Origin of the sequence: Parabacteroides sp. 20_3, assembly GCF_964238835.1 — a bacterium.
Lineage (GTDB): Bacteria > Bacteroidota > Bacteroidia > Bacteroidales > Tannerellaceae > Parabacteroides > Parabacteroides distasonis.
Map to the genome: position 1 here is coordinate 12372 of NZ_CAXSNO010000013.1, position 25715 is coordinate 38086.

Sequence of the window (25715 nt, forward strand, 5' to 3'; positions counted from 1 at the left end):
TGCTACTAAATTATCCTATATTCCTACTCAATAACTTTCGGACTTGCTCCTCCGTTAAATTCCGGCGGCTCGCATAATCTCTCATCTGCTCCTCATCGATAGAACCGATCATGAAATATTGAGAAGAGGGATGGGCAATATAAATCCCACTAACCGAAGCCGTAGGATACATGGCACCATTCTCGGTTAACGAAACACCAATTCGCGACATATCGAGCAATCCATCCAATGTGAAATTCAATAATTGATCCGGTAGAGAAGGGTAACCGATAGCCGGACGGATTCCTTGGTATTTCACCTTGTAAAGATCCGGGATAGACAAGGATTCGTCTTTAGCATATCCCCAATATTCTTTACGTACTTTCTCATGAAGATATTCGGCTGTAGCTTCCGCTAGGCGATCGGTCAAGGTTTGCAGCAACATTGAATTATAGGTATCGCCTTCTTCCTCAAATTTATCCTTCAAACAATCAGCGCCAGCTCCAGCGGTAACGACAAACGCCCCTACATAATCAGTTCGCTCCTCGGAAACCGGTATTACATAATCGGAAAGACATTTATAAATATTTTCCTCTTTTTTTACTTGCTGACGTAATAAAGGCAGCGCTATATCACCCATTCGGATCGTATCCCCTTCACTATTCGCTGAGAAAAATCCGTAAATCGCTTTACAATATTCAACCTTCATATTGACCAGCCGATCCAATAACCTAACAGCATCCTTGTATAATTGCATCGCCTCGGTAGCCTTCGCACGATCTTTTTCCGGGAATCCGGCCAACCAAGAGGCACGACAAGAATCGCAACCATGTATCTGGGAGATTTCCGAGAAACGGCCATTCAATTTCCATGCGCTAAAAAAGAAGGTCCAGTGGATATAAGGAATCACTTCTTCCAAGGGGATATAAGGGATAACATGTACCCCCATCCGGGCCGGAACAACCGGTGTATACCCGGTCCAATCTATTTCTATCGGATGCTTACGAGCCTCTGAAAGAGAAGCCAAGGTCTCTTTCTTCTGCCCTAAAGAGGCACGCAAGGCTTCTTGTTCTTGTTCCAACTCCCTGATATAAGCGTCACGGGTATCTGGATTCAATAGTTTGGCGGCGATCAACGGATTCTGTGAGGCATCCAGCACATGAATCACCGGATAATCATAATGCGGAGCGATCTTCACTGCCGTATGCAATTTGGAGGTCGTAGCGCCACCCACCATCATAGGAATCGTAAGTCCCGCTTTCTGCATCTCGTCCGCGACATGCGCCATCTCTTCTAAAGAAGGGGTTATCAGGCCGGATAAGCAAACCAGATCCGGTTTCTCCTCGATCGCTTTCTTTATGATCACATCTGCGGGAACCATTACCCCTAAATCAATCACCTCGTAGTTATTACAAGACAATACGATAGAGACGATATTCTTACCTATATCATGTACATCCCCTTTTACCGTAGCGAAAATCACTTTACCGGCCTTTGCGGAGCCGGAAGCTTTCTTTTCAGACTCAATGGCCGGTTGTAAAATAGCCACGGCCTTTTTCATCGTACGTGCGGTCTTCACGACTTGAGGGAGAAACATCTTTCCGGCACCGAATAACTCGCCGACCTTATTCATTCCGCTCATTAACGGACCGTCAATTATATCCACGGCATGCGGATAAATCCGCAAGGCTTCTTGTAAATCGTCCTCCAAATAGTCTCCGATCCCTTTGATTAAGGCATGTTCCAAACGCTCCTTCAATGAAAGCTCACGCCAAGCCTCATGCTTCTCCGGAGTTTCTCCGGAAGCTTGAACATGTAAATTTTGAGCATAAGTAATTAATTCCTCGGCAGCTTCCGGACGGCGTGCCAAGATCACGTCTTCCAACAAGGTACGGAACTCCGGCTCTATATCCTCATAAAGTACGGAGGTAGACGGATTCACGATACCCATATCCATCCCCTTCCCGATCGCATGATATAGAAATACGGAATGCATAGCCTCGCGTACATGATTGTTCCCCCGGAAAGAGAAAGATAAATTACTTACACCACCACTCACCTTCGCGCCCGGCAAGTTCTTCTTGATCCATTCAACGGCACGGATAAACGCCAGACCATAGCCATTATGTTCCTCCATACCGGTAGCGATCGCCAATACATTCGGGTCAAAAATAATATCTTGGGGATTGAAATCGATCTTTTCAGTCAATAGGCGATAGGCCCGTTCACAAATCTCAATCTTTCTTTCATAGGTATCCGCCTGCCCCTTCTCATCGAAAGCCATCACGACCGCAGCCGCACCCAGTTGCTTAATACGGGCGGCATGTTTAAGGAAGACCTCCTCTCCTTCTTTCAAGGAGATGGAATTCACGATGCTCTTTCCTTGCACGCACATCAAGCCTTCCTCGATCACTTCCCATTTAGAAGAATCGATCATGACGGGTACACGGGCAATATCCGGTTCGGAGGCGATCAAGTTTAAGAATGTCTTCATTTCTTTCACGGCATCCAACATACCATCGTCCATATTGATATCGATCACTTGGGCGCCATCCTCCACTTGCTTACGAGCGATCGTCAACGCTTCCTCATAACTGCCTTCTTTTATCAAGCGTAAGAATTTCCGAGAACCGGCCACATTACAACGCTCTCCCACGTTCACGAAATTATTCTCCGGTTTCACCTCCAGCAGTTCCAAGCCCGACAGCCACAGGCAATCCGGTTTCAAAGCCGGGATATGCGGTTTAGCTCCTTTCACCAACTCCGGATACCGGAAGATATGCGCCGGAGTCGTTCCGCAACAGCCTCCGATAATGTTCACTAATCCCTCTTCCACAAAAGGCTTCACATGTTGGGCCATTTTATCCGGCGTCTCGTCATAGGTACCAAAACTATTCGGCAATCCAGCGTTCGGATAAGCGCTGATATAATAGGGGGCATACTTCGCCAACTCTTGTAAATAGGGCTTCATATCCGCCGCTCCGAAAGAGCAGTTTAAGCCAACCGAAACAATATGTGTATGCTGTATGGAAGCCAAGAAGGCCAATAAAGTCTGTCCGGAAAATGTTCGTCCACCTTGCGCAGACAAAGTCAAAGACAACATAATAGGCAGGTCTTTTTCTTTCTCTTTCAACACGACCTCAGCCGCTTCCAATCCCGCTTTTACGTTCAACGTATCGAAAGTAGTCTCGAAAAGGATGATATCCACCCCGCCGTCAACAAGTCCCTCGACTTGCTCCTTGTAGGCATTATACAAATCTTTATAAGTGACGGCACGATAAGCGGGATCGCTTACATCTGGACTCATGGAAGCTGTCTTATTGGTAGGACCGATCGATCCGGCCACGAAGATCGTACGATCCGGATGCTCTGCCATATAGGTATCCGCCACTTCCCTCGACAATCGGCCGGCGGCCAGATTTATCTCACGTACATAGGCCTCCATCGCATAATCTGCCATGGAAATAGCATTCGCGTTAAACGTATTCGTAGCGAAGATATCCGCTCCCGCATCCAAATACTGACGATGAATAGACTGGATTACATCCGGGCGGGTGATACACAATAAATCATTGTTCCCCTTCAATTGTCCCGGAAAATCGGCGAAACGTTCGCCTCGGTAATCTTGTTCGTTTAGTTTGAAACTTTGGATCATGGTACCCATACCACCATCCAAGATCAAAATGCGCTCATTCAAGAGTCGCAGAAATCGTTCCTTATTCATAAATATGTTTTACCTTTCTTGCGTACATATAACTATATCCCCGGAGGATCCATACCACAACGATGGCGAAAAACAGACGGGTAGGCACCACCCAAAGAACGGGTACCCCTATCGCGGCAAAGATGATCGTATCTTCCAACAGGGAATGGCACACGGCCAAATGATGGTTCAGCAAGTTGCCGTCACCGTAAGACAACTTCCTCTGCTCCATTTGCTCTACCATAATAGCCCCGCCATAAGCCAGTCCAACCACATTACCTACCAACCACAAAAAAGCGGCATCTTGAGGCAAGCCAAATAATCGCATCAGTGGAGAAAAGACCGAGGACAATCCTTTCATTAGATTAAACTCTTCCAATATATAATGAAGGATCATTAAAGCCGTAACAATTATCAAAATAGAAATCACCACCTTCATCGAGCTGGTAAACCAAAGTACGAATACTTCCAACCAATTATCGCATACAGCCGCGCTTTGAGCGATCCCGACCTGTCCCCATCCTTCATGGGGCATTACCCAATTCAAAGAAAAGGCGATCACGAAACTCATGATCAAACGGAGCAGCGTCATCTCCCAGAAAGAAGACCCAGTCTTTGCCTGTACGGAGGATTCTACCATTAGATTATGGGAAGTAAGGCACATCAATGCTAATATCGTAGCTTCACGGACTCCTAAAGACATCGAGGTGATCAAAGCGATCGGAGCATATAATGGGGAGAATATACTGGTTATAAAAACAATGGCTGTCTCCCCCGGCAGACCCACCAACGAGAACACGGGCACTAACCAATCCGAGATCTGACCTAATATTCCGGAATATTGCAATATACGGACCAATAAAGAAATAGGCAAAATAATCTTTAGCAGCCATAAACACGTCTTGCCTGCTTTAGGCAGAGCTTTCAGGATACATCCCCAAACCCTACCGATCACGCCTTGCCCTGTTTCCATCTCGACTTATCGTTTGAAAGCCCGATCCATCTCCCGTCGGTCGTCACGTTCCCGGATGGAGTCTCGCTTATCATATTCCTTTTTACCTCGTGCGATCGCGACGACTACTTTCGCCAATCCTTTCTCATTGATAAACAAACGAGTGGGAACGATCGTAAAACCACTGGCACGAACCGCACCCTCGATCTTTCGTAATTCCTTTTTGGTAAGAAGTAATTTCCGGTCCCGCCGTGCGTTGTGATTATTGTACGTACCGTAAAAATATTCGGCGATGTACATATTCTTCACCCACAGTTCCCCTTTTTCCACGATACAAAACGTATCTACCAAACTCGCCTTCCCTAAACGGATCGATTTAATCTCCGTTCCGGTCAGTACGATCCCGGCCGTAAAAGTGTCGAGCAACTCGTAGTCGAACGTCGCCCGCTTATTCTTTATCTGTATGTTATTACTAATCTTCTCCTTCATCTTGTGTTATTCTGTCAAAAACTCAAACCGGGCATCAGCATCGATAACAAAATCTCGATAACTGCCGGAGTCAGTAATATAATGGCGGTTGTAAATCCTACGAACTTCAAGCGGATCTTCTCCTCGACTCCCATATACGGACCAGCGCCTTCCCAAACAATATAGAATGTATAAAGGATAAATATCCGCAAGAAGAAAAACTCGGGAAGCAACATCAATACGATATTCAAAGCGAACATCAACGACGAGGAATACCCGACGAAGCGCAACCACAGTTTCAAATCCTTCTCCCGTTTAAATATACCTTGCCATATCTCGTTCATCAGATAAGCCCCGAGGTAAAAACCACCGAACGAGGACACCAATGTCCGGATAGACGACTTCAAGGCCAGCTCTAAATCAAACTCCTTCCGCGTAAACAATACGCCCAGAAAAGCCGCAACAGTAACGAAGCCGATCAAAGGATACACGAATCGGGATAAGAACTCCTCCTGCTTCTCTCCTTTTTTCGCTAACAAGACCCACGCCTTCGCTGGCTGTGAGATGATAGCGATTACCCACCTAAATATCTCCTTATACATCTCTGTTTACTTTTAAATAGCAAAAGTATATATTTAATTCGTAAAACGCAACGTAAATACGTCGGTAGCCCCCCAAACACATGCGGTTGTATCCGCATTATAGCGTTCGGCATAATTTATTTTAAAGTTTATCTCATTTTGCCCCTCCCTGCTCTCTATCGCTTTGGCTTGGTCCAAAAACTTATCGATCGTAAAAGCGGTCGTATTGATCCATTTAGTGGAATCGCCGGTACCCCCCTCTTGGGTTACCCGGAGATATAGGTTATAGATCCGTTGTCCGTCATCATCTTTTTCCACCTCCTGATCAGGGTTATAGGATAAATTGAAAATATCCTTTTGGTCTACCTGATGATTTATATGTTGGGTTTGCAAGAAGAAACGTCCTTCCAAATAAATACTTTTCTTAAAGTCCAGCGTAACCAGACGCTCCTTGTCCAATACGACCGTAGTATCAGTTAATGTCTCATGCAAAGGCCATACAGCGACCGAATCATACTTATAAATCTCAGCGTTGTAAACACCATTGCCCAATTCCTCGCTAAAATTCGTCTTGAAATCAACCACGCAACAGTCACCCTCTTTCAAATCCGTCCGGTTCTCAAACTCAGAGGAAGAGACGATAAAGATATTCCCTTGATCATCTGCCGTATAGATACATCGCATAGGATTCTCACGTATCACTCCTACCCGATGATAATTGATGGAGTTACTTCCATCCCCCATACAAGAGGTCATTAAGAAAAACAAGGATAAAAATAAGCCGTATAAAATTCGCTTTCTCATCTTCTTTAGTTTATAAGTAAAGGATCTGTTACTCCCCATGTAAACTGGGTACTATCTTTCGGATTAATTTGATCGATATAATGAATCCGAACATACATATCCGCATCACGTCCACCTTGTTCTCGCATATCTTTGATAAAGTTCCCCAGATTAAAGGCATTGATAACCGCGATAGCCTCTTCTGCCTTGTCCTCCGGCTTTCCGGTCCTAGCGGCAGCCCGTAAATATAAGGAATAAATTGATTTCCGATTTTCAACAACTGGTTGTTGAGTCGGATCATAAGTCAGTTGCCAATTTAAAGCCCGGTCTTTTGTTGTCCAACAGGCAGAAGGCAAAAACAAATAATCTTCCAATTTGACGTACAGAACAGAGTCGTTCGGATTAACCGCAAGTATCGGTTGCTCATTTGTCAATAGTTTATGCGTATCCGTAAGAGGACTCTCAGCGTTTTGCTGGTTAACGGCGGTTTCCCCTTGTATCGTCACCGTATAATACCCTTTTTGTTCCGCATTCGTATTTTCCGGTAAGCTAGGATCATAATCAAAGCTCACCAACAAGCATTTACCCTCTGAGTATGAGCTCAGCTTCGTCGAATAGATCCAACCGAACCGGGTATTAGCCATCATCAACGCGCTATCTCCATGTTGACGAACCACAGCGGCGGTCGTTCCCGGATTATAGACGTTATTTATGTCTTTTAGGCAAGAAGTAAACAGACTCATGATAACCGCCACCCAGACAAAACCTATTAAATTCTTGTATCTCATTTCACAATACTCCTCTTAAAGTACGCAAAGATACGATCTTTACCCATATACATAAAAAAAACGGCAAAAAAATAGGGCGTATCGATAATCTTCTTATCGGTACGCCCTCAACTTCTATACTAATTTCTTTATGAGTTTTTCACGACTTGGAATAGAACGGTATAAGAAGCCCATTTCAAATCCGTACTATCTTTTTCATTAATCGTATTTAGATAATTGACCTTAAGATTAAAAGACTTTGAATCTTTATTAGCCTCAGCGCTATTCACAGACTCCAATACAGACTTAACATTAAACGCACGGACTTCTCCTATGGATGATGCAGCAGAACCTGTTCCGTCCGCTACTTTAGCGACACGCAAGAACAAGTCATATGTCGGGACATTATCCACCATAGTAGGCTCCTTTGAACGATCCCAATATAAAGTATAAGAATTTTTCTGATCCTTAAACATATCCATTGTTATAAAGAAGAATAAATAACCGTCTACATACACCCCATAGTCGCCATTGCTAAATAGGTTTTTTACAGGTATCTCATTCTGAAGTAAGCTGGCCGAATCTGGCACATTATAAAAGACTGGCTGTCCTTTTGTTATCTCATCTGCCACAGAGATTGTCGCTGTTAAATAACCATTTGTCGCCGCATTCGCATTCTCCGGAGAATTTAGGTCTAATTCATAGTTGATCAAGTAACAAGCTCCGTCAACTACTTGTGCCGATAAAGACGGAGAGTATAATGCTCCCATATTTGTATTCAGTACCGTTTTATATGTCTTTTCAGAAAGACCTGCGACACCAAAGCCGGCACGAGTCACCGTATTATTCGATTCTCCAAGACAAGAGGTCAACAACAATAATGACGCAGCCGCCGCTGCTCCAATTAATTTAAATGCTTTCATAATTCAATTTTTCTATTTTTAAGTATTTGTATTTACACTGTTAATCTATCGAGTATTAAAAACCAAAACGAAATCCAAACTGAAGGCTCATGTTAAACGGCTTCTCCGAATGGATGGTTTCGATCTCGCTACCATTATCAAAATAATAGCTGGCTCCCACCTCAGCGAAAGCGCTTACAAAACGGATAATCGGATAACTTACACCCGCACGGGCATTTACAGACCATAGCCATTCTTTCATTCGAATATGTTCGCTTTGCTTTGCGATCTCTACCTCATCCGAGAATAATTTCATTCTACGTTTGCCAGCGACATTCACTTCCGCCATACCTCCGGCTGAGGCGTAAAACATAAAACGATTCCATTCCGCGATCTTATAAGTCAATGATAATGGAATTCCTATAAAATGCAATCGCTGATCATTCTCTATATGATACGTATTATTCGTACTCCACTCCGATCTTAAGTAAGAATAAGTTAATCCAGTCTGCAAAGAAAAACGATTATTCAAATAACGACTAATTGAGATCCCCACCCCAATAGGCGTCTTATGATGAATATCCGTCTTAGCAGGATCTTTCTTCTCCGCATCGAACGAATTTAAGCTCATCAGATTCTCACTCTTAAGCACGCTGCTATTCGTCACATACTGAGGGACCAGATTATCAGCGCCCATAGAAAGACCTCCACCTCCCATACCGAACCCCCATTTCCGGGACGCGGTCTTCTCCGGCTTCTTTTTAGCAACAGGAGTAGCATCCGCGACAAGTACATCATTCTTGAGAACAACTATCTCATCATTATTCCTTTCAACCTCCGGTTCAACGGTATCTTTCTCATTCGCCGATCTATCAGCAGACATTACCTCCGACTCAGAAATAGGCCGATCCTCTGCACTCTCTACATTTTGCCGGAACGCTGCCATCCTAGCCTTAGCTCCCACTTTAACCGCTCCAGATGCCGCTTTTGCCTTCACGACCGCAGCAGCAGGAATAGTCGCTAATACGGGCGCTTGCTCCATTGTTTTCTCTATCGGAACAACCGGGGTATCCACAGATGTCGACTCTTGTGAAGACTGTATTTCTTGGGCTATAGGTAGATCTTCCATCTCCCTGTCATATAAATAGATACCACCCGATACGACCAATAAGGAGATCACGGCGGCGGCAACCCAGTAGCGAAGCGTACGACGCAAAGGAACCGGAGCCTTTCCGGGCAATCGATCGGCTATAGCCTCCCAGTCGCCGGGTAGCGTATCCATCTCGAAATCCTCTAGCTTCGATCGGATCGCGTCATCCCATATATCTCTTTCCTTTTTACTCATCTTATCTCAATACAATGCGTTAATTCTACGTTGTAATAACTGCTTGGCACGGGTATATTGGGAACGGGAAGTACTCTCTGTAATGTTCAACATCTCACTGATCTCCTTATGAGAATATCCCTCTATCGCGAACATATTGAATACGGTACGGAAGCCAACCGGCAACTCCTTCACTAGATTCATCAACTCAGCCGCCGACATGTCCGAGATAGCCGAACTATCGGGTTGAATCAGTTCCGCCGTATTGTCAAGATCGGTCGCTTCACGCAACACATCCGACTTTCGCAGATATTCCAACGCACAATTAACAAAGATCTTCCGCATCCACCCCTCAAATGAACCACTCCCTGTATAGGAATCCATACTGGTAAAGATTTTCACGAAGCCATCCTGCAACAAATCACGAGCCGTTTCCCTGTCGTTCACATAACGAAGGCAAACTCCCATCATTTTTCGGGAATACGCATCATAAAGCTCTTTTTGAGCTCGTCTCTCCCCCTTCCGACAACCCTCTATCAGTTGTAGCTCATTCATTCAGTCGTGCCTTGAACGTCTCCCTTCTGGAGACTGTACAATATTAGGATGTAAATAATTAAACAAACGCTGCATTCCGTAGAAAAATTATTTCATAAACAGGGCGGACACTCCGGCCCGCCCTCACGGAACATCTGCAAAGATAAGATGTTCTTATGAATTTCCATGTTAATGAGCGTGAGTATGCTCACTTTTTTTCGCCGGAGGTACCGGACAGCCGGCGCCATTATCTACCGGAACCGCTTCCATACCGATCTTTTTGAAGGCCGCGGTCAAGCGGGTCTTCGAAGTCTTATCCGTCTTGTAAGTCACAATGGCCGTACGGGTGCTCAGATCACATTTCAAGTCGGTCACTCCTTTCTCGAAAGCGATATTTTTCTCGATCTTCTTGATACAGTGATCACAATCCATCGCTTCGATAAAGAATGTCACAGAGTCCTTCTTCTTTTTCGCTTCTTGGGCGAATGTCATCGATACCGTACATACGGCACAAAATAGCAACATAATTAATCGTCTCATAATCAATTGTTTTTTAATATTAACAGTTCTAATTATCCATTCATATCTACCAAAAGAAAAGCACCACTATAGGCATCGGGCTACACGTATATAGGCGTAGGGGCACACCAGTATACGCATAGGCCTACACGTATATACGTACGGGCTTATACGTATATACGTGTCAATCCCTGCTTATATTAAAGCGGATACCCGCATAAATTTTCCGTCCATGCACCGGTCCCCACACCATAGATCCATCGAAGTTATCCCCTCTGGGATTGCTGGCATCGATAATCGGATTCGGTTGTTTGTAATTAAACAGGTTCTCCGCTCCCACGTAAATAGACCATTGACGGAAATATTTCGTAATCTGCGCATTCACTACCGTATAAGCCTTAAAATTCGGCTCCCATAACGGATTAGACGCATCCGGTATCGGCATACGACCGCCTCCATTAAACTGGCCGGTCAAATCAAACTGCCATTTTTTCAACGGGGTTTGATAAGAAGCGGTCAATAAACCTTTATAATCACTAACCAACGGCTTTTTCAATCGATGCGCCACACCCTCCTCATTCCGGTAATCGGTCTTCGCGTCTGTATAACGATAAGCGGCCGTTAACGTAAATCCCCGGAAAAAAGGATAGGAAGCCTCCACTTGGAAGCTATTCGAATAGGAACGCCCATCCAGATTGTAGAAACGAACCGCATGAGGATCACTATCCATATCCACCACGATTTGCTTCAAGAAATCGGTATAATACCATTCCCCGCTCAAGCTCAGTTCCTTCCCGAACAAAGGTATATAAAATGACAGATTCAGACCGGTATTCCACGCTTCTTCTTGATCCAGATTGTCGGCGATATACATTTTTCGACTACTGGATAACAAAAAGTTGTTCTCTGCCAGCACATTCGCTGTCCGGAATCCTTTACCTGCCGAAGCCCGGATATGGAACCAGTCAAAAGGATTATATTTAATATGTACACGAGGGGTTACAAAGAAATCATACAACGTACTATAATCCGCACGTACACCCGCCAATAAGATCAGTTTATCATTCAGATTGAACGTATATTGGGCATAAGCTCCCGGCACGACTTCCGTACGGTCATAGGCATGACGGACCGACTCTCCTCCCGCATATTGAACCAGATTCTCGTCGAAACCATCATAGTTCATACTTAATCCGGTACTCAAGCTATGCATCGGCGTAAACTCCTTTTCATACAGCAAACTGGCATATACATTATTCTGATATACATTATAGGGCGTACGGTCATATCTTGATTTTTGCTCATGATAAGAACCGGAAAGTATCAATGCCACGCTCTCTACCTTTTCCTTATCGATAATATAGGCCTGCTTCGTAAATAATTCGGCCCGGTTCGTATTTAAATGAATCCGATACGGGTCGGTGAAATCATGGTGTTTCGTATCCTGCCCACCGGTACGGCTCTCATGCAGATAGCGAACTCCGTATTGAGCCACGTATTTATCCAATTTATGATACCAACGGTTCATTACGTTCACCTGTTCCCTTAGCGGCGTATCGAGAAAACCATCGTCATTACCGTCATGTTGCATTTTATCATTCGAGTAGTGTACCAATAAACCGGAAGAGAGCTTGTCGTTGATATGCCAAGAAGCATCCGCATTCCCTTCATAACGTCCGGCATCACTAGCGAACACATTAGCAGAGAAAATATCCGCCGTAGGGGGCTTCTTGAATTCCACGTTGATTTGTCCGGCCAACGCCTCATACCCATTCTTAACCGAAGAGGTTCCTTTAGACACCTGAATACTTTCCATCCAAGCTCCCGGAACATAATCCAGCCCATATAAGGAAGCGGCCCCCCGGAAATTCGGGTAATTCTCGGTCAACATTTGTACGTAGGTTCCCGCCAATCCCAACAGCTTAATTTGCCGGGCACCTGTAGCCGCATCCGAGTACGATACATCGACAGACGGATTTGTCTCAAAGCTCTCCGCCAGATTACAGCAGGCCGCACGGCAAATCTCATCGTACGTAATTTTCTGAGTTTGCAATACGCTCGTACGGGAAGCGATGGTTCCCATCTTGCGCTCACTAACCACGACCTCATCCAAGGCGATCTCACCTTTTAAGATAATCTGCATAGCATCGTCCTTCTCATCCACAGGGGTGACCTCAGTCATATAACCGATATAGCTAACCACCAGATTCTTGGAGTCACCTTTTCGTTCTAACTCGAAATTTCCATCCACATCGGACGTGGTTCCATTTTGGGTTCCTTCCCAATATACATTTGCACCGATAATAGGTTGTTTGTTTTCATCACATACACGTCCTTTCACTTTCTTGCCGGAATCCTCGGCCCAAGTCAAAGTAAAAGTCAAACAGGACAATAAAAATATCAGATATAATTGTCTTAACATGATAGTTGTTATTTGATTGAATCGTTAAATACATGCTTCCGCAGGGATAGAGCATCCCCTACCTTAAAAACCAAAGGGTATTCAGCGAGCAGCTTCCACCCTCACGAATACAATCAAATCAAAAGCGTAGTCAATAAAGAAAGGTACACACGAGGACAGGCTACGGGAGGACCTGTCACCCTAATCTCATAGGAATCAGCAAATAAGGAAGCGATTTGTAAACTCTCGAAAATAGAGGAAAAGAGCAAATCATGTACGACTGGTTGCAGATCCGGCACTTGTATATTTACAGAATTCCAATCAAAATCAACCCGTTCAATGCCACAGCCGTTCATGCCACAACACTCCACCGTATTATTCGCAAGATTATCACGACTATGATCATGTCCATGAATCTCACAGCACTTAGCTTCCAATAAAGCCTCCACTCCCTCTTTCTCGCAAACGCCACAACAATAAGATACGAAATTAACCCCCGCTCCCCCATAAAAGATTAAGGAAGCAAGAATTACAAGAAACAAGGATGTGGCAAATCGTCTCATATGCCGCAAAAATAAGCAAAAAAACTCGAAATCAAAATACCCCCTTTACTTGATAAATTTAGACAGGTAATAATAGGTATCCGGAGAAGGTTCACTCTCTATCCGGTAACGGGTGGAAGCCGTTACAGAAAATGTATACCCACGTTCAGACTCTACATCGATAGGAAGAAAAAGCTCGTTGCCATAAATATTTGTAGCTAATATGGATTTTGCCGAAGCCGTATCGATCGAATCTGTCAATGAATAATAAACGGTATAAGTTAAGTCCTGCTTTTCCGACACAGGTTTCTCCCAAGTTAAGTGCAACTCATCGTCCAAACGTTCCACTTTGATCCCCTCCGGTGCGGCAGGTACCGAATCATTCAGCCAAGTCAATGGAGGCAATTGGGCCGGATATTTATAGTAATTGTCTCTCAACTCTTTATAAAGTCCCTTGTCATTATACAGGACATTTCCACAACGAAAGAACGCACAGCCGGCTCCTCCGTAATAACGGCTATAATCGATCTGGTCCGTTATATCATTCACGGCCCAGTCCGCCTCACTCTTGTCCATCCGATAAGCTCCCAAGCCGGGTACGACCAAACGCCCGTTACAATTATCCACCCAATTATCCACGAAAGGAAAGAAATTCTTATGCAGGTAATACATCATCGGAACAATCATATCTTGTTTACCTTGTTGCATCCACATCTTCGGGTCTTGGAAGACACTTTCGTAAGCGGTCCAACCCGCGTTAGGTACCCGTTCAATACGATTATATTTCCCGAGTGGCGAACTGCTCACCTGCACCCAAGGTTTCGTTTGCTTTACCCAATCGTAAATACGGTAAACCATCCGGTTGATATTCTCCCTACGCCAGTCTGCCAGAGACTTTTTCTTACCGGATCTATTATACAACGCTTTATCCGGGAATGTTTTCGCCTCTTCGGGATAGCGGATATAATCAAAATGGATGCCATCTATATCGTAGCCATTCACGATCTCCTTGACTAAGGATAAGATATAATCAGCGGTCTCCGGTACGCCGGGGTCCAAATACCACTCCCCATTATGCCGTTTGCAGAGTTTTGGTTTCTTTTTAACCACGGAAAGCTTTCCTTGCTCCTTCACGCTTTTTTCCGTTCCTAGCGGGAAAGTTACGAACCACGCATGACATTCCATTCCACGCTTATGGCATTCATCCACGACAAAAGCGAGCGGATCATATCCCGGTAATTCTCCATACTTACCGGAGAATGTCTTACTGACTGGTTCGATAGCCGAACGATACATCACGTCTCCCCTCAAGCGAGCCTGAATGAAGACCATATTAAAATTCGCTTCTTGAAGCCGGTCCAAGATATCAAGCAATGCCTGTTGCTGGGCTTTTCGTCCCGCCTCGGTAGTAGCCGGTTTATGAGGCCAATCCAGACCATAAACCGTAGTCAACCAAACCGCACGAATTTCCTTTTTGGGAGGCTCTACCGCTTGTAACAGACAAAAAACGGGTAAAGCCAGCGACAGGATAAGCAACAGACAAAACTTTCTCATCTTTATAATGCCTTATTGAGCCCGCGAATGTAGTATTTTTTGAGTCTCTTCCGGTAAATCAGTCGTAATAAAATCGACTCCCATATCGATCATCTCTTCCATTAATTTAGGGTCATCTACGGTCCAGACATTCGAAGTCATGCCTAGGACTTTACAATCCTTCACCCAATCCGGATGAGATTGCAAGACTTTATAATGGTAGTCTAATCCTGTAAAACCAAGCTCTTTCAATTCCATCGGGGATAATTCTCCATTCAGATAAGAAACCTCAGATTTCGGACATAGACGGATAAATTCTTTACAAGCATCCATATTAAAAGATATGTAATCCGTACGTTTCGCTAATTTCATACGCTTCACCATATCTACAACAGCTTTAACAGCCTCACGGTTGCGTTCCGGGGTCTCATGAGCTTTCAGTTCTAAAATTAACCGGACATTCTTCAATTTCTTCGCACGTTTCAAATATTGCTCTAAAGTAGGGAGCTTTTCGCCGTTGCTCAATTGCAAATCTTTCAATTCATCATAAGTACAGGATTGAATATGTTTTCCTTGGATATCATTATCATGGAATATTACCAGCACATTGTCCGCCGTAAGATGTACGTCGAATTCCGAGCCATAGGCACCAATCTCGCTGGCACGTTCCAAAGAACGGATAGAGTTCTGAGCAGAGCCCTCCGTTTTCCAATACCCCCGATGGGCGATCACTTTCGTGTTATCCTTTGCCGCTACCATTCCTGCCATCATCAGGCAAAGTAGCAAAAGAAGAGTAGATTTTAAATTCATGGAAATTAAATTAGTTGACAAATGACAAGTGACAGTTGATAGTTGACAAGTGAAAGTTGACAGTTAAATACCGCTTGTCGCAACTGTCAACTATCAATTGTCAACTGCCAACTATTTTCCGATCTCTGATAAATAACGTTCAGCCTCGATAGCAGCCTTACAACCACTTCCCGCAGCGGTAATAGCTTGACGATAATGGGGATCAGCGACATCTCCAGCAGCAAACACACCCGGAACTTTCGTTCGGGGAGTTCCCGGAACTGTCTCGATATAACCGATCTCGTCCGTATCTATCCATGGCTTGAAGATATCCGAATTAGGTTTATGGCCAATCGCCAAGAAGAAACCATCGATAGCGATATCCACTTTCTCCTCATCCGGCTCTCCCATACGTTTTACCAAATGAGCACCTTCCACGCCATTCTCTCCAAATAAACCCAGGGTGTTATGTTCGAAAAGCACCGTGATATTCGGAGTCTTGAAGACACGTTCTTGCATTACTTTTGAAGCACGCAAATAGGGTTTACGCACGATCAAGTAAACCTGCTTCGCCAAACCTGCCAAGTAAATCGCTTCCTCACAGGCCGTATCCCCACCACCTACTACCGCTACCGTCTTTTTACGATAGAAGAAACCATCGCAAGTAGCGCAAGCGGATACACCCATACCCGCATATTTATGCTCATCCGGAAGACCCAGATACTTCGCGGAAGCACCCGTAGCGATAATCAAAGTCTCCGTCTCGATCACTTTCTCACCATCAATCGTAATTTTATAAGGAGCCTCGCCCAAATCAGCGGCTGTAGCGATACCGAAACGGATATCCGCACCAAAACGGACGGCTTGTTTTTTTAAATCTTCCATTAACTCAGGACCGGTTATACCGTCCGGATATCCCGGGAAATTCTCCACCTCCGTAGTTGTCGTTAATTGTCCCCCCGGCTGTATTCCTTCATAAAGCACCGGAGATAAATTTGCACGGGAAGCATATATCGCTGCCGTATAACCTGCTGGACCCGAGCCTATAATAAGGCAACGTACTTTCTCATTCACTGAATCGCTCATAGTATCTAAGTATTAATTATCAATTTTCAATTCTCTATTATCGAAGGTCTATCACCTCTACGTCCGGATAATCCCCTTCGTTAAAAACAAAAAAACGATCCGGTTGGTTTATACCTGTTTTCAATTGGCTGATCTGGATCGTACTGCTAACGCCGTTTTTAGAAGTAACCGTGATACGAGCCGGGAAATTTGAATATTTCTCGATTTGCAACTCCACTTTCACGATATCCCCTTTTTTCTTCGGTGTCAATTCCACATCGTAAGCGGCTTTTCCGTTCGGTGCCGTACTCTCGCCTTTATAAGCCGCCGTGAATCCCTTCTTATAACTATTTAATAAAAGAGCGGGATTTGTAAATTGCAACTCTTCTCCCGTAGGATTCGTCACGTTCACCTCATCGTTCCGTTCCACATACGTCCATTGCGTCGTACCATTAAACCAAGTAAGCGCATCCGGCGTGACTAATGTAAACTTATCACCTTTCATCTGGATGGTTCCCTCAAAACTCTCTCCCGCATTCTGACCGGCAGAACGGGTAAACATCGTAAAAGAAGCGCTTATCCCGTTCGAATTCTCATAAGCAGCGGCCGCCTTCCCCAAGATATCATTCGCATTCTGGGCATGCGCCCCCACTCCTAGTCCCAACAGGAAACACAAGAATAATCCGACAAACGCGATACACCGCCACACTCTTATTTTATGTTCTCTTCTCATATTTATTTCAAAGCATTTAATACTTGCTCCAACGAATACTCATCTTGCACCAATACTTGACGGGCCTTACTTCCCTCAAACGGGCCAACAATACCGGCAGCCTCCAATTGATCCATCAAACGTCCGGCACGATTATAACCGATAGCGAATTTACGCTGGATCAAAGAAGTAGAACCTTGTTGCTGAATCACGATCAAACGAGCCGCCTCGTCAAATAAGGGATCTCGATCTGATAAATCGACTGCTCCCGAAGTTGATGCCTCCCCACCTTCCGGCACATAGTCCGGAAGCAAATAAGCGGTTTGGAAACCAGTCTGCTCACCGATATAATCCACGATATCCTCCACCTCGGGCGTATCTACGAAAGCGCACTGCACACGAACCGGCTCTTGTCCCGCCACGACAATCAACATATCGCCCCGTCCGATCAAACGGTTAGCGCCCGGAGCATCCAGAATCGTACGTGAATCGATCATAGAAGCAACCTTAAAGGCAATACGGCTCGGAAAGTTACTCTTGATCGTACCGGTAATCACCTTTGTATCCGGGCGTTGCGTAGCCAAGATCATATGGATACCTACCGCACGGGCCTTCGCCGCAATACGAGAGATAGGCAACTCGATCTCACGTCCGGCCACTGCGATCAAGTCGGCAAACTCATCCACTACCGCCACGATATAGGGTAAGAAGCGATGTCCCTTCTGCGGGTTCAACCGCCGTTCGATAAACTTAGCGTTGTATTCCTTTATATTACGAACATTCGCGTTCACCAGTAAACGGTACCGGTCTTCCATCTCGATCACCAACGAGTTCAATGTAGCGACAGCGTCAGCTGGCTCCGTAACGATCGGCTTCTCCGCATTCGGAAGTTTCGCCAGATAATGACGTTCTATCTTGGAATAGATACTAAACTCAACCATTTTCGGGTCTACCATCACGAATTTCAACTCCGATGGATGCTTCTTATATAATAAGGAAGTGATGATCGCATTTAGACCGACAGACTTACCTTGTCCCGTAGCACCGGCTACCAATAGATGCGGTGTCTTACAAAGATCGAACATGAACACCTCGTTCGTAATCGTCTTACCCATCGCCACAGGCAACTCATACTTACCCTCAATGAATCGGCGTGAAGCGATAACAGATTGCATCGATACCGTCTGAGGATTCTTATTCGGCACCTCGATACCGATCGTTCCCTTTCCGGGCATCGGGGCGATAATACGGATCTGCAAAGCGGATAAACTCAAGGCGATATCATCCTCCAAGTTCTTGATCTTAGAAATACGGACACCCGCCTCGGGTACAATCTCATAAAGCGTAACCGTAGGTCCGACTGTCGCTTTGATCGAAGCGATCTTTATATTGAAATCTTCCAAGGCTTGCTTGATCAAGCGTTGGTTTTCCGCCAATTCGTCCCGATTGATCTCCATGCTCCCACTATCATACGCTTTCAGCAAGTCCAAGGTAGGGAATACATAACGGGAAAGATCCAAACGGGGATCATACGTACCCAAGGCCGAGGCATCGTAGGTCTCATCATTACCGGCGGCAACTTCCACCGTAAATCCGGCATCCTCCTCATCCTCTGACTCCGGGGTATTTATCTCATCTGTTTTTTCGTTTATCGGATCGTCGTCACCTTGAGCGATCGTAACTACTAAATCATCAGCAACAGCGACCTCTTCGTTCTTATATTCCGGTACTGTTTTACGGTTTTCTTTCCCTTCGGCTTTCAACAATTCAGCCTCCGTATCGAACTCCTCATACTCATCCATTTCCGGTTGTTCATCCGGTTGCTCTACGACAGGCTTAGAGCGAGGAATTACATTATCCTCCTTTTCCGTCTGATCGACATCTACCTCGCCTTCACGTTTCAAACGATCTTTCACCCAACCTAAAGAAAATACGCGCTGTAAGAACGGGATTGTCTTCTTACTGGTAAAAATAGCGATGATTAAGAATGAGCCTAATAAAAGCAAGATCGTACCGGGGATTCCGATATTGGTAATAAACATCTCCGAGATGTAATATCCGTGTTGACCGCCTAGATAAATAAACGTATCCTCATATCCCTTGATAAATATAAAAGCAAAAAACACAGATCCCCAGATCAACGCCGAAGCGCTAAACAAAAAACGCCTCAACAAGGATACTTTATTTAAGTTCATGAGTTTCGCCCCAACCGATCCCAAGAAAAAGAGGATCATAAAAGAAGAGATACCGAACCAACGATTCATCAACAGATCAGACAAATACGCCCCGCGTACACCCGTCCAATTCTCTACCGATCCTCGATTGATCAATAAATCACCTAAAGGAACATTCTCTATTTTGCTTTGATCGGCAGCTCCTGTAAAGAAAAACGAAATCAAGGCAAGCCCTACATAAATGGTTAGTATAGAGATAATCAAACCTGTAATGAAACGGGTCCGTTCATTTGTAAAAAAAGTCTTCAAGGCAGCGAACCAGCTCGGTTCTGTATGATTTTGCTTCGTTGTTGTTGTCTTCTTTGCCATAAATAGTTTCTCAATAATTCTTTTATAACACGCAAATGTACATAGAAAAATCGAGTCTGACGAACCTTTGAAAAAAAGACGTACGTGTTTTCTAAAAAACATGTACATGTTTTCGCTGAAACACGTACATGTTTTTAGGGATAGATTTAAACGGCATTAAATAGATCTGTGCATCTCATGCCCTTCCACATAGATCGCGCTATAAGGACGAGACGGACAAAGATGCTCGCAAGCACCACAACCAATACAAGTTTCCGTATTGATCACCGGGATCTTTAACGACTTCGGATCTGCCGGGTCTTTCGCCACCATCTGGATCGATTTTGTCGGGCAATGGCGTTCACAATTACCACAACTCATACCGTCCGTATTGACAATACAAAGATCTTTTACCCATACGGCATGACCGATCTGTATAGCAGATTTGTCTTCTCTCGTAATAGGTTTGATCGCTCCCGTCGGGCAGACCTCCGAACATTTCACACATTCCGGACGGCAATACCCTCTATCGAATGCCATCTTCGGCTGCATCAGTTTCATCAGATCCGTAGACGGGCGCAGGACATGATTCTCGCAGACAGATACACAAAGCTGACACCCCGTGCAATGTTGCGCCAGATTCCCGATACTCAAAGCTCCGGGAGGAACCAATGGCGCCAAACGATTCGGCTCTTTACGTTCTTTAATCGGCGCAAAGCCTCCGTCTTTCTTCATCTCCACATAATCCTCCAGTTTTTTCTGCTGGGCATGTAAAACGGAAGACATGGCTACCAATGCCGTAGCCGACAAGGCTCGACGGCGGGAAACATCCGTAGTGTCCTTCGTTAAGGATTCTTTTACCGAAGTAACTTTATCAGCCTTGCGTGCCCTCGTATACGAAATCGCACCTTGACGGCAATTATCCAAACAATCCATACAAGTCACGCAACGGCTATAATCGACCGCATGATTCTTAGAATCGATACAGGAAGCCTTGCATTTACGTGCGCATAATCCGCAACCATTACATTTATCGGTATCAATGCGAGGTTTAAGTAAAGCATACTTCGACAAAAAACCGAGAACCGTACCCACCGGACAGATCGTATTACAATACGTACGTCCATTTCTCCAAGCTAAAATCGCCAATATGACAAAGCTCAGAATAGCGATTCCCATCGTAGCCAGACTACGCACCCATACGTCCACCGAATAGAATGCGTAACTATCCATACGTTCCGCGAAATAGGCCAATAGATTGTTGCCCTCTTGATAGATTGGCGCAAATAAATTAGAAGCGATACGCCCATAAGCGCTATAAGGCGAAATCAACGCTACCAAGGAACCGACACCAGCAATACAAGCCACTATAAAAACAACCAAGGTACCATAACGTACCCACTTCAATGCGGGAGAATAGGAAAAGCGGTATTTCTTCCGTTTACTAGCAAACCACGAAATGATATCTTGCAATACCCCTAAAGGGCAGATAACGGAGCAATATACACGCCCCAATAAAAGAGTCAAGATTACCAACCCTACCACAACACCGACATTCAAAGCCAACAACGCAGGCCAAAACTGTATCTTTGCCAACCATCCGAACCAAGCGTGAATCGTACCCGTGAAATCAAGAAATAACAGGGTTATCAGCACAAAGCAAAAGGTGGCGGCGAATATTCTTATTTTTCGTAACATAATTTTCCATTTGTTTAAAGGTTAACCATTCACTTTCAACTCTTCCACGAATTTATCGATACGCTGCATCTCTTTGGGGATATCAATACCCTGCGGACAATGAGGATTACATTGCTCACACCCTGTACAATGGTTCGCTTGACGCAACTTTGGGACACTCCGGTCATAACCGACTAAGAAGGCACGACGAGCTTTCGCGTAATTTTCGTCTTGTGCGCTTTTCGGAACATTTCCTTCGTTCACACATTTATTATAATGTAAGAGAATACCCGGAATATCCAATGCATATGGACAAGGCATACAATATTTGCAATCATTGCAAGGTATTGTCGGATATTTCATCATAAGCTGAGCCGTCTCTTCCAAAAAGTCTTTCTCCTCGTCCGTTACCGGGATAAGCGGGGAATAGGTACGGATATTATCTTGCAAATGCTCCATATACGTCATGCCGCTTAACACCGTCAAGACCCCATCCGGAGAGCCGGCGAAACGAAAAGCCCATGAAGCCACGCTATTCTCAGGCCGTTGCTGTTTCAAACGAGCAACGATATGATCCGGAACATTCGATAAGCGACCTCCTAATAGCGGTTCCATGATAACCGCCGGAATACCTCGCTTCTCTAATTCGCCATACAGATAATCAGCGTTTACGTTACGTCCCGAGGCATGTTTCCAGTCCAGATAATTCAGCTGGATCTGAACGAAATCCCATTTCACGCCCATATCCAACACATAATCAAACACTTTTACATCCCCATGAAAAGACCAACCTAGGTTACGGATACGTCCCGCTTCCCGTTCTTTCACCAAGAAATCAAGCATTCCATTATTTATATAGCGGTCATTGAAAAGCTCGATACCATTCCCCCCACCGATAGAGTGAAGCAAATAATAATCCAGATAATCGGTTTGCAAATCACGGAACGACTGCCGATACATTGCCAACGAGTTTTCTCTCGTATAGTTCTGGAAGTTTGACAGTTTAGTGGCCAAATAATAGGAGTTCCTAGGATGGCGTGCCAATGCGATACCGGTCGCTTTCTCGGACATACCTTGTACATAAACAGGAGAAGTATCAAAGTAATTCACCCCATGCTCTATCGCATAATCCACTAAACGATTCACGGCTTCTTGATCAATCTGGTCTTTACCGTCCGATCCTTGTTTCAAGGGCCAACGCATACAACCATATCCTAAAATAGAAACCTTATCGCCATTCGTAGGATGTTGGCGATAGGTCATTTTATCGGTAGGAACCTCACCTAACGCCACAGCCGCCCCCGGCTCATTCTTGGGAGCGCAACCGTAAAGCGCCGCCGAAGAGGCGACAGCCCCACCCCCAAATACCTTCAAGAATTTACGGCGATTCATCTCTTGAGGGTTCTCATTCTTTCCACATGAACTCATAACTCGATCGGTTTTTTTATCCTAATTAGTATATCCAACATTAGTCTATCATTAACATTCCTTCTATTAATTGCACAAAAATAATAAAACAGGAAATATATAGGAGAGCAATCCCCGACTAAAAAGAATATTCGGGACTTTATCACGAAAAAAACGGATTTTTGTTGTATTTTTGCGAATTGTTATCAAGAATGATTAGACGAACAGGCACATGGAAAAAGAAGAAAATCCGATATACGAGCGCAACACGCTAGAATTTGTTACGGTAGCACTGGAATATTGTACCTTTGTTGAGACCGCCGGAAATACCGGGCTTTTCGACTTCGTAGATAAGGCGACAAAACTCCTGCCTCTATTATACTTAAAGGCCAGCCTGTTGCCCGAAGTGGAATCTGAAGAGGAAACCGAACTCGAGCTTTCCGTTTCAGAAGACATGTACGAGTCGGTTCGTTCACGGATAGCCGGTTTGCTTGGCGAACGAGATTCCTATCTGGAAACATTTCATGCGGATATGCGGTATAGCGATACTCCTATCGCAGCATTTATTTCCGAGAACTTGGCTGATGTCTATCAAGATACAGGAAATTTCGTATCTTTATTCCGTCAAGGAAACGAGGAAGTTATGCAAGAGGCTATCGCTTTGTGCCGCACGAACTTCCAAGAATACTGGGGACAGCAATTATTGAATGCCTTGAAAGCGTTGCACGCTGTGCGTTACAGTGGTGATGAGGATTTGGAAAAGAATGAAGAGGAAGAATGATACAACAATTTATACATACAATTGCTAAAGAGGAAATAGCGAAACTTACCGTAGAGGAATTCAAGGGACGTATCATTACGATCCTTAGTAAAGAGGAGGCAGACAAGGCCGTAGAGTACTTGCTGCGTTTTCCGATCGTCGGTTTTGACACGGAGACCCGTCCCAGCTTTAAGAAGGGACAGCGTTACAAAATCTCATTGATGCAGATATCAACGGATGATACTTGTTTCTTGTTCCGCTTGAATCATATCGGTATACCGGAATCTCTGGAGAAATTCCTAAAAAGCAGTTCGACCTTAAAGATCGGGTTATCTTTACGGGATGATTTCGGGGCGATACGGAAGCGTTCGGATATAGAACCCGCTAATTTCCTTGATTTACAGAATTACGTAGGCCAGTTCGGCATCGAGGATGCCAGCCTGCAAAAGATATATGCGATACTTTTCCAAAAAAAGATATCAAAAGGACAACGCCTCACGAATTGGGAGGCGGATGTATTGACAGACTCACAAAAGAAATATGCGGCCCTCGATGCTTGGGCCTGCCTAAGAATATATAATTTATTGAATCAAGCATAAATGGAGTATTGTAAAGTTTTTCTCAAGCCTAAGAAAGAAGAATCGCTATTGCGTTTCCATCCATGGGTATTTTCCGGAGCGATCCAATCTGTTGAAGGCGATCCGGAAGAGGGTGACTTGGTAGAGGTATACGGAGCGAACCAGCGTTTTTTGGCGATCGGCCATTACCAAATCGGCAGTATCGCCGTACGTGTGTTATCTTTCACCCCAATCGCCATCGACGATGCTTTTTGGGTTGAACGTATCCGTATCGCTTACGAACTCAGAAAGACCTTGCGGCTGGCTGGGGTAGAAAATAATAATACGTTCCGCCTGATTCACGGCGAAGGCGATAACTTACCGGGATTGGTGATCGATATGTATGCGCATACGGCGGTTATGCAAGCACATTCGGTAGGAATGCATTATGCCCGTCATCAGATCGCGGAGGCTTTGAAAGCGGTATTGGGCGATACTTTACAAAACATCTACTATAAATCGGAAGCGACTTTACCTTATAAAGCGAATTTAGGTAGCGAAGATGGTTACTTATTCGGAGGCGAAGTGGAAGATATCGCTATAGAAAACGGACTGAAATTCTGTGTAGACTGGCAGAAAGGCCAAAAGACAGGTTTCTTCGTGGATCAACGGGAGAATCGCTCTTTGTTGGAGTATTACGCAAAAGATCGCTCCGTATTGAATATGTTCTGTTATACGGGCGGTTTCTCTTTCTATGCGATGAGAGGAGGCGCTAAGGTGGTTCATTCCGTAGATAGTTCGGCGAAAGCGATTTCTTTGACGAAAAAAAATGTCGAGTTGAATTTCCCGGGAGATCCCCGTCATGAGGCATATGCGGAAGACGCGTTTAAGTATTTGGAAAAAATGGGAAGTAATTATGATTTAATCATATTGGACCCTCCTGCGTTCGCTAAACATAAGAATGTACTACGTAACGCCTTACAAGGGTATCGCAAATTAAACGCGATCGCTTTCGAGAAGATCAAGCCGGGAGGAATCTTGTTTACCTTCTCCTGCTCACAGGTTGTCAGCAAGGAAAACTTCCGTTTAGCTGTATTTAGCGCCGCCGCCCAATCCGGCCGTAGCGTTCGTATCTTGCATCAATTAACCCAACCCGCAGACCATCCGGTGAATATCTACCATCCGGAAGGGGAATATCTGAAAGGTTTGGTATTGTATGTAGAATAAGAGATGCTCTT

General features: G+C 44.7%; 22 protein-coding genes. 3 read left to right on the forward strand and 19 right to left on the reverse strand.

The genetic code is table 11. The features are described 5' to 3' along the window. Nucleotides 1-10 precede the first annotated feature (10 nt). From metH to ACESPU_RS20645, 19 genes are all read right to left on the reverse strand, one after another. Nucleotides 11-3703, reverse strand: a complete 3693-nt coding sequence (gene metH / locus ACESPU_RS20555; protein ID WP_122380749.1) for a methionine synthase — start codon at nt 3701-3703, stop codon at nt 11-13. Beyond that, nucleotides 3696-4655, reverse strand: coding sequence for a nucleoside recognition domain-containing protein (locus ACESPU_RS20560; RefSeq protein WP_005865195.1), 960 nt, complete (start codon nt 4653-4655; stop codon nt 3696-3698). The genes metH and ACESPU_RS20560 overlap by 8 nt, the downstream gene beginning before the upstream one ends. Before the next feature lie 6 nt (nt 4656-4661). Continuing rightward, the gene (smpB, locus tag ACESPU_RS20565) at nt 4662-5123 is read right to left on the reverse strand and encodes an SsrA-binding protein SmpB (RefSeq protein WP_005855460.1); all 462 of its coding nucleotides are present in this window, start codon (nt 5121-5123) and stop codon (nt 4662-4664) included. 14 nt (nt 5124-5137) lie between these two features. Then, nucleotides 5138-5704, reverse strand: a complete 567-nt coding sequence (locus ACESPU_RS20570; protein ID WP_005865193.1) for a YIP1 family protein — start codon at nt 5702-5704, stop codon at nt 5138-5140. Nucleotides 5705-5737: 33 nt separating this feature from the next. Then, nucleotides 5738-6487: a hypothetical protein gene (locus tag ACESPU_RS20575; protein WP_008778525.1), complete on the reverse strand. Its 750-nt coding sequence runs from the start codon at nt 6485-6487 to the stop codon at nt 5738-5740. Nucleotides 6488-6492: 5 nt separating this feature from the next. Continuing rightward, nucleotides 6493-7254 (reverse strand): hypothetical protein, encoded by a 762-nt coding sequence (locus ACESPU_RS20580; RefSeq protein ID WP_158532501.1) that lies wholly within the window; start codon nt 7252-7254, stop codon nt 6493-6495. 128 nt (nt 7255-7382) lie between these two features. Further along, entirely contained in the window at nt 7383-8156 is a 774-nt protein-coding gene (locus tag ACESPU_RS20585; protein ID WP_005865187.1) for a hypothetical protein, read from the reverse strand. 55 nt (nt 8157-8211) lie between these two features. Next, nucleotides 8212-9480: a porin family protein gene (locus ACESPU_RS20590; RefSeq protein WP_122380751.1), complete on the reverse strand. Its 1269-nt coding sequence runs from the start codon at nt 9478-9480 to the stop codon at nt 8212-8214. Nucleotides 9481-9486: 6 nt separating this feature from the next. Next, nucleotides 9487-10014, reverse strand: coding sequence for an RNA polymerase sigma factor (locus tag ACESPU_RS20595; RefSeq protein WP_005865183.1), 528 nt, complete (start codon nt 10012-10014; stop codon nt 9487-9489). A gap of 168 nt (nt 10015-10182) precedes the next feature. Then, the gene (locus ACESPU_RS20600) at nt 10183-10533 is read right to left on the reverse strand and encodes a cation transporter (protein ID WP_122380752.1); all 351 of its coding nucleotides are present in this window, start codon (nt 10531-10533) and stop codon (nt 10183-10185) included. 163 nt (nt 10534-10696) lie between these two features. Next, a complete protein-coding gene (locus ACESPU_RS20605; protein ID WP_122380753.1) occupies nt 10697-12934 on the reverse strand; it encodes a TonB-dependent siderophore receptor in 2238 nt (745 codons plus the stop codon). Nucleotides 12935-13047: 113 nt separating this feature from the next. Continuing rightward, the gene (locus tag ACESPU_RS20610) at nt 13048-13476 is read right to left on the reverse strand and encodes a hypothetical protein (protein ID WP_008771636.1); all 429 of its coding nucleotides are present in this window, start codon (nt 13474-13476) and stop codon (nt 13048-13050) included. A 45-nt stretch (nt 13477-13521) separates the two neighbouring features. After that, nucleotides 13522-15009, reverse strand: coding sequence for a glycoside hydrolase family 10 protein (locus tag ACESPU_RS20615; RefSeq protein ID WP_087346683.1), 1488 nt, complete (start codon nt 15007-15009; stop codon nt 13522-13524). Nucleotides 15010-15021: 12 nt separating this feature from the next. Beyond that, complete coding sequence (locus ACESPU_RS20620; RefSeq protein ID WP_122380754.1) at nt 15022-15798, reverse strand: glycerophosphodiester phosphodiesterase family protein; 777 nt, start codon at nt 15796-15798, stop codon at nt 15022-15024. A gap of 111 nt (nt 15799-15909) precedes the next feature. Then, nucleotides 15910-16863 (reverse strand): thioredoxin-disulfide reductase, encoded by a 954-nt coding sequence (gene trxB, locus ACESPU_RS20625; RefSeq protein WP_005865171.1) that lies wholly within the window; start codon nt 16861-16863, stop codon nt 15910-15912. 37 nt (nt 16864-16900) lie between these two features. Beyond that, on the reverse strand, nt 16901-17575 hold the full coding sequence (locus ACESPU_RS20630; RefSeq protein WP_005865168.1) for a LolA-like putative outer membrane lipoprotein chaperone: 675 nt from the start codon (nt 17573-17575) through the stop codon (nt 16901-16903). A gap of 2 nt (nt 17576-17577) precedes the next feature. Beyond that, on the reverse strand, nt 17578-20097 hold the full coding sequence (locus ACESPU_RS20635; protein ID WP_008771632.1) for a DNA translocase FtsK: 2520 nt from the start codon (nt 20095-20097) through the stop codon (nt 17578-17580). Nucleotides 20098-20253: 156 nt separating this feature from the next. Further along, nucleotides 20254-21774, reverse strand: coding sequence for a 4Fe-4S binding protein (locus ACESPU_RS20640; RefSeq protein WP_146375558.1), 1521 nt, complete (start codon nt 21772-21774; stop codon nt 20254-20256). Between the two features lie 21 nt (nt 21775-21795). Next, nucleotides 21796-23181, reverse strand: coding sequence for an aldo/keto reductase (locus ACESPU_RS20645; protein ID WP_005865158.1), 1386 nt, complete (start codon nt 23179-23181; stop codon nt 21796-21798). Nucleotides 23182-23392: 211 nt separating this feature from the next. On the opposite strand from ACESPU_RS20645, the gene ACESPU_RS20650 reads away from it, so the two are divergent. From ACESPU_RS20650 to ACESPU_RS20660, 3 genes are read left to right on the forward strand one after another with little or no spacing between them, the layout of a single operon-like run. Next, complete coding sequence (locus ACESPU_RS20650) at nt 23393-23941, forward strand: DUF5063 domain-containing protein (protein ID WP_005865156.1); 549 nt, start codon at nt 23393-23395, stop codon at nt 23939-23941. Continuing rightward, on the forward strand, nt 23938-24519 hold the full coding sequence (locus ACESPU_RS20655) for a 3'-5' exonuclease (RefSeq protein WP_005855416.1): 582 nt from the start codon (nt 23938-23940) through the stop codon (nt 24517-24519). The genes ACESPU_RS20650 and ACESPU_RS20655 overlap by 4 nt, the downstream gene beginning before the upstream one ends. Then, complete coding sequence (locus tag ACESPU_RS20660; protein ID WP_130882296.1) at nt 24520-25704, forward strand: class I SAM-dependent rRNA methyltransferase; 1185 nt, start codon at nt 24520-24522, stop codon at nt 25702-25704. The last annotated feature ends 11 nt before the right edge of the window (nt 25705-25715 follow it).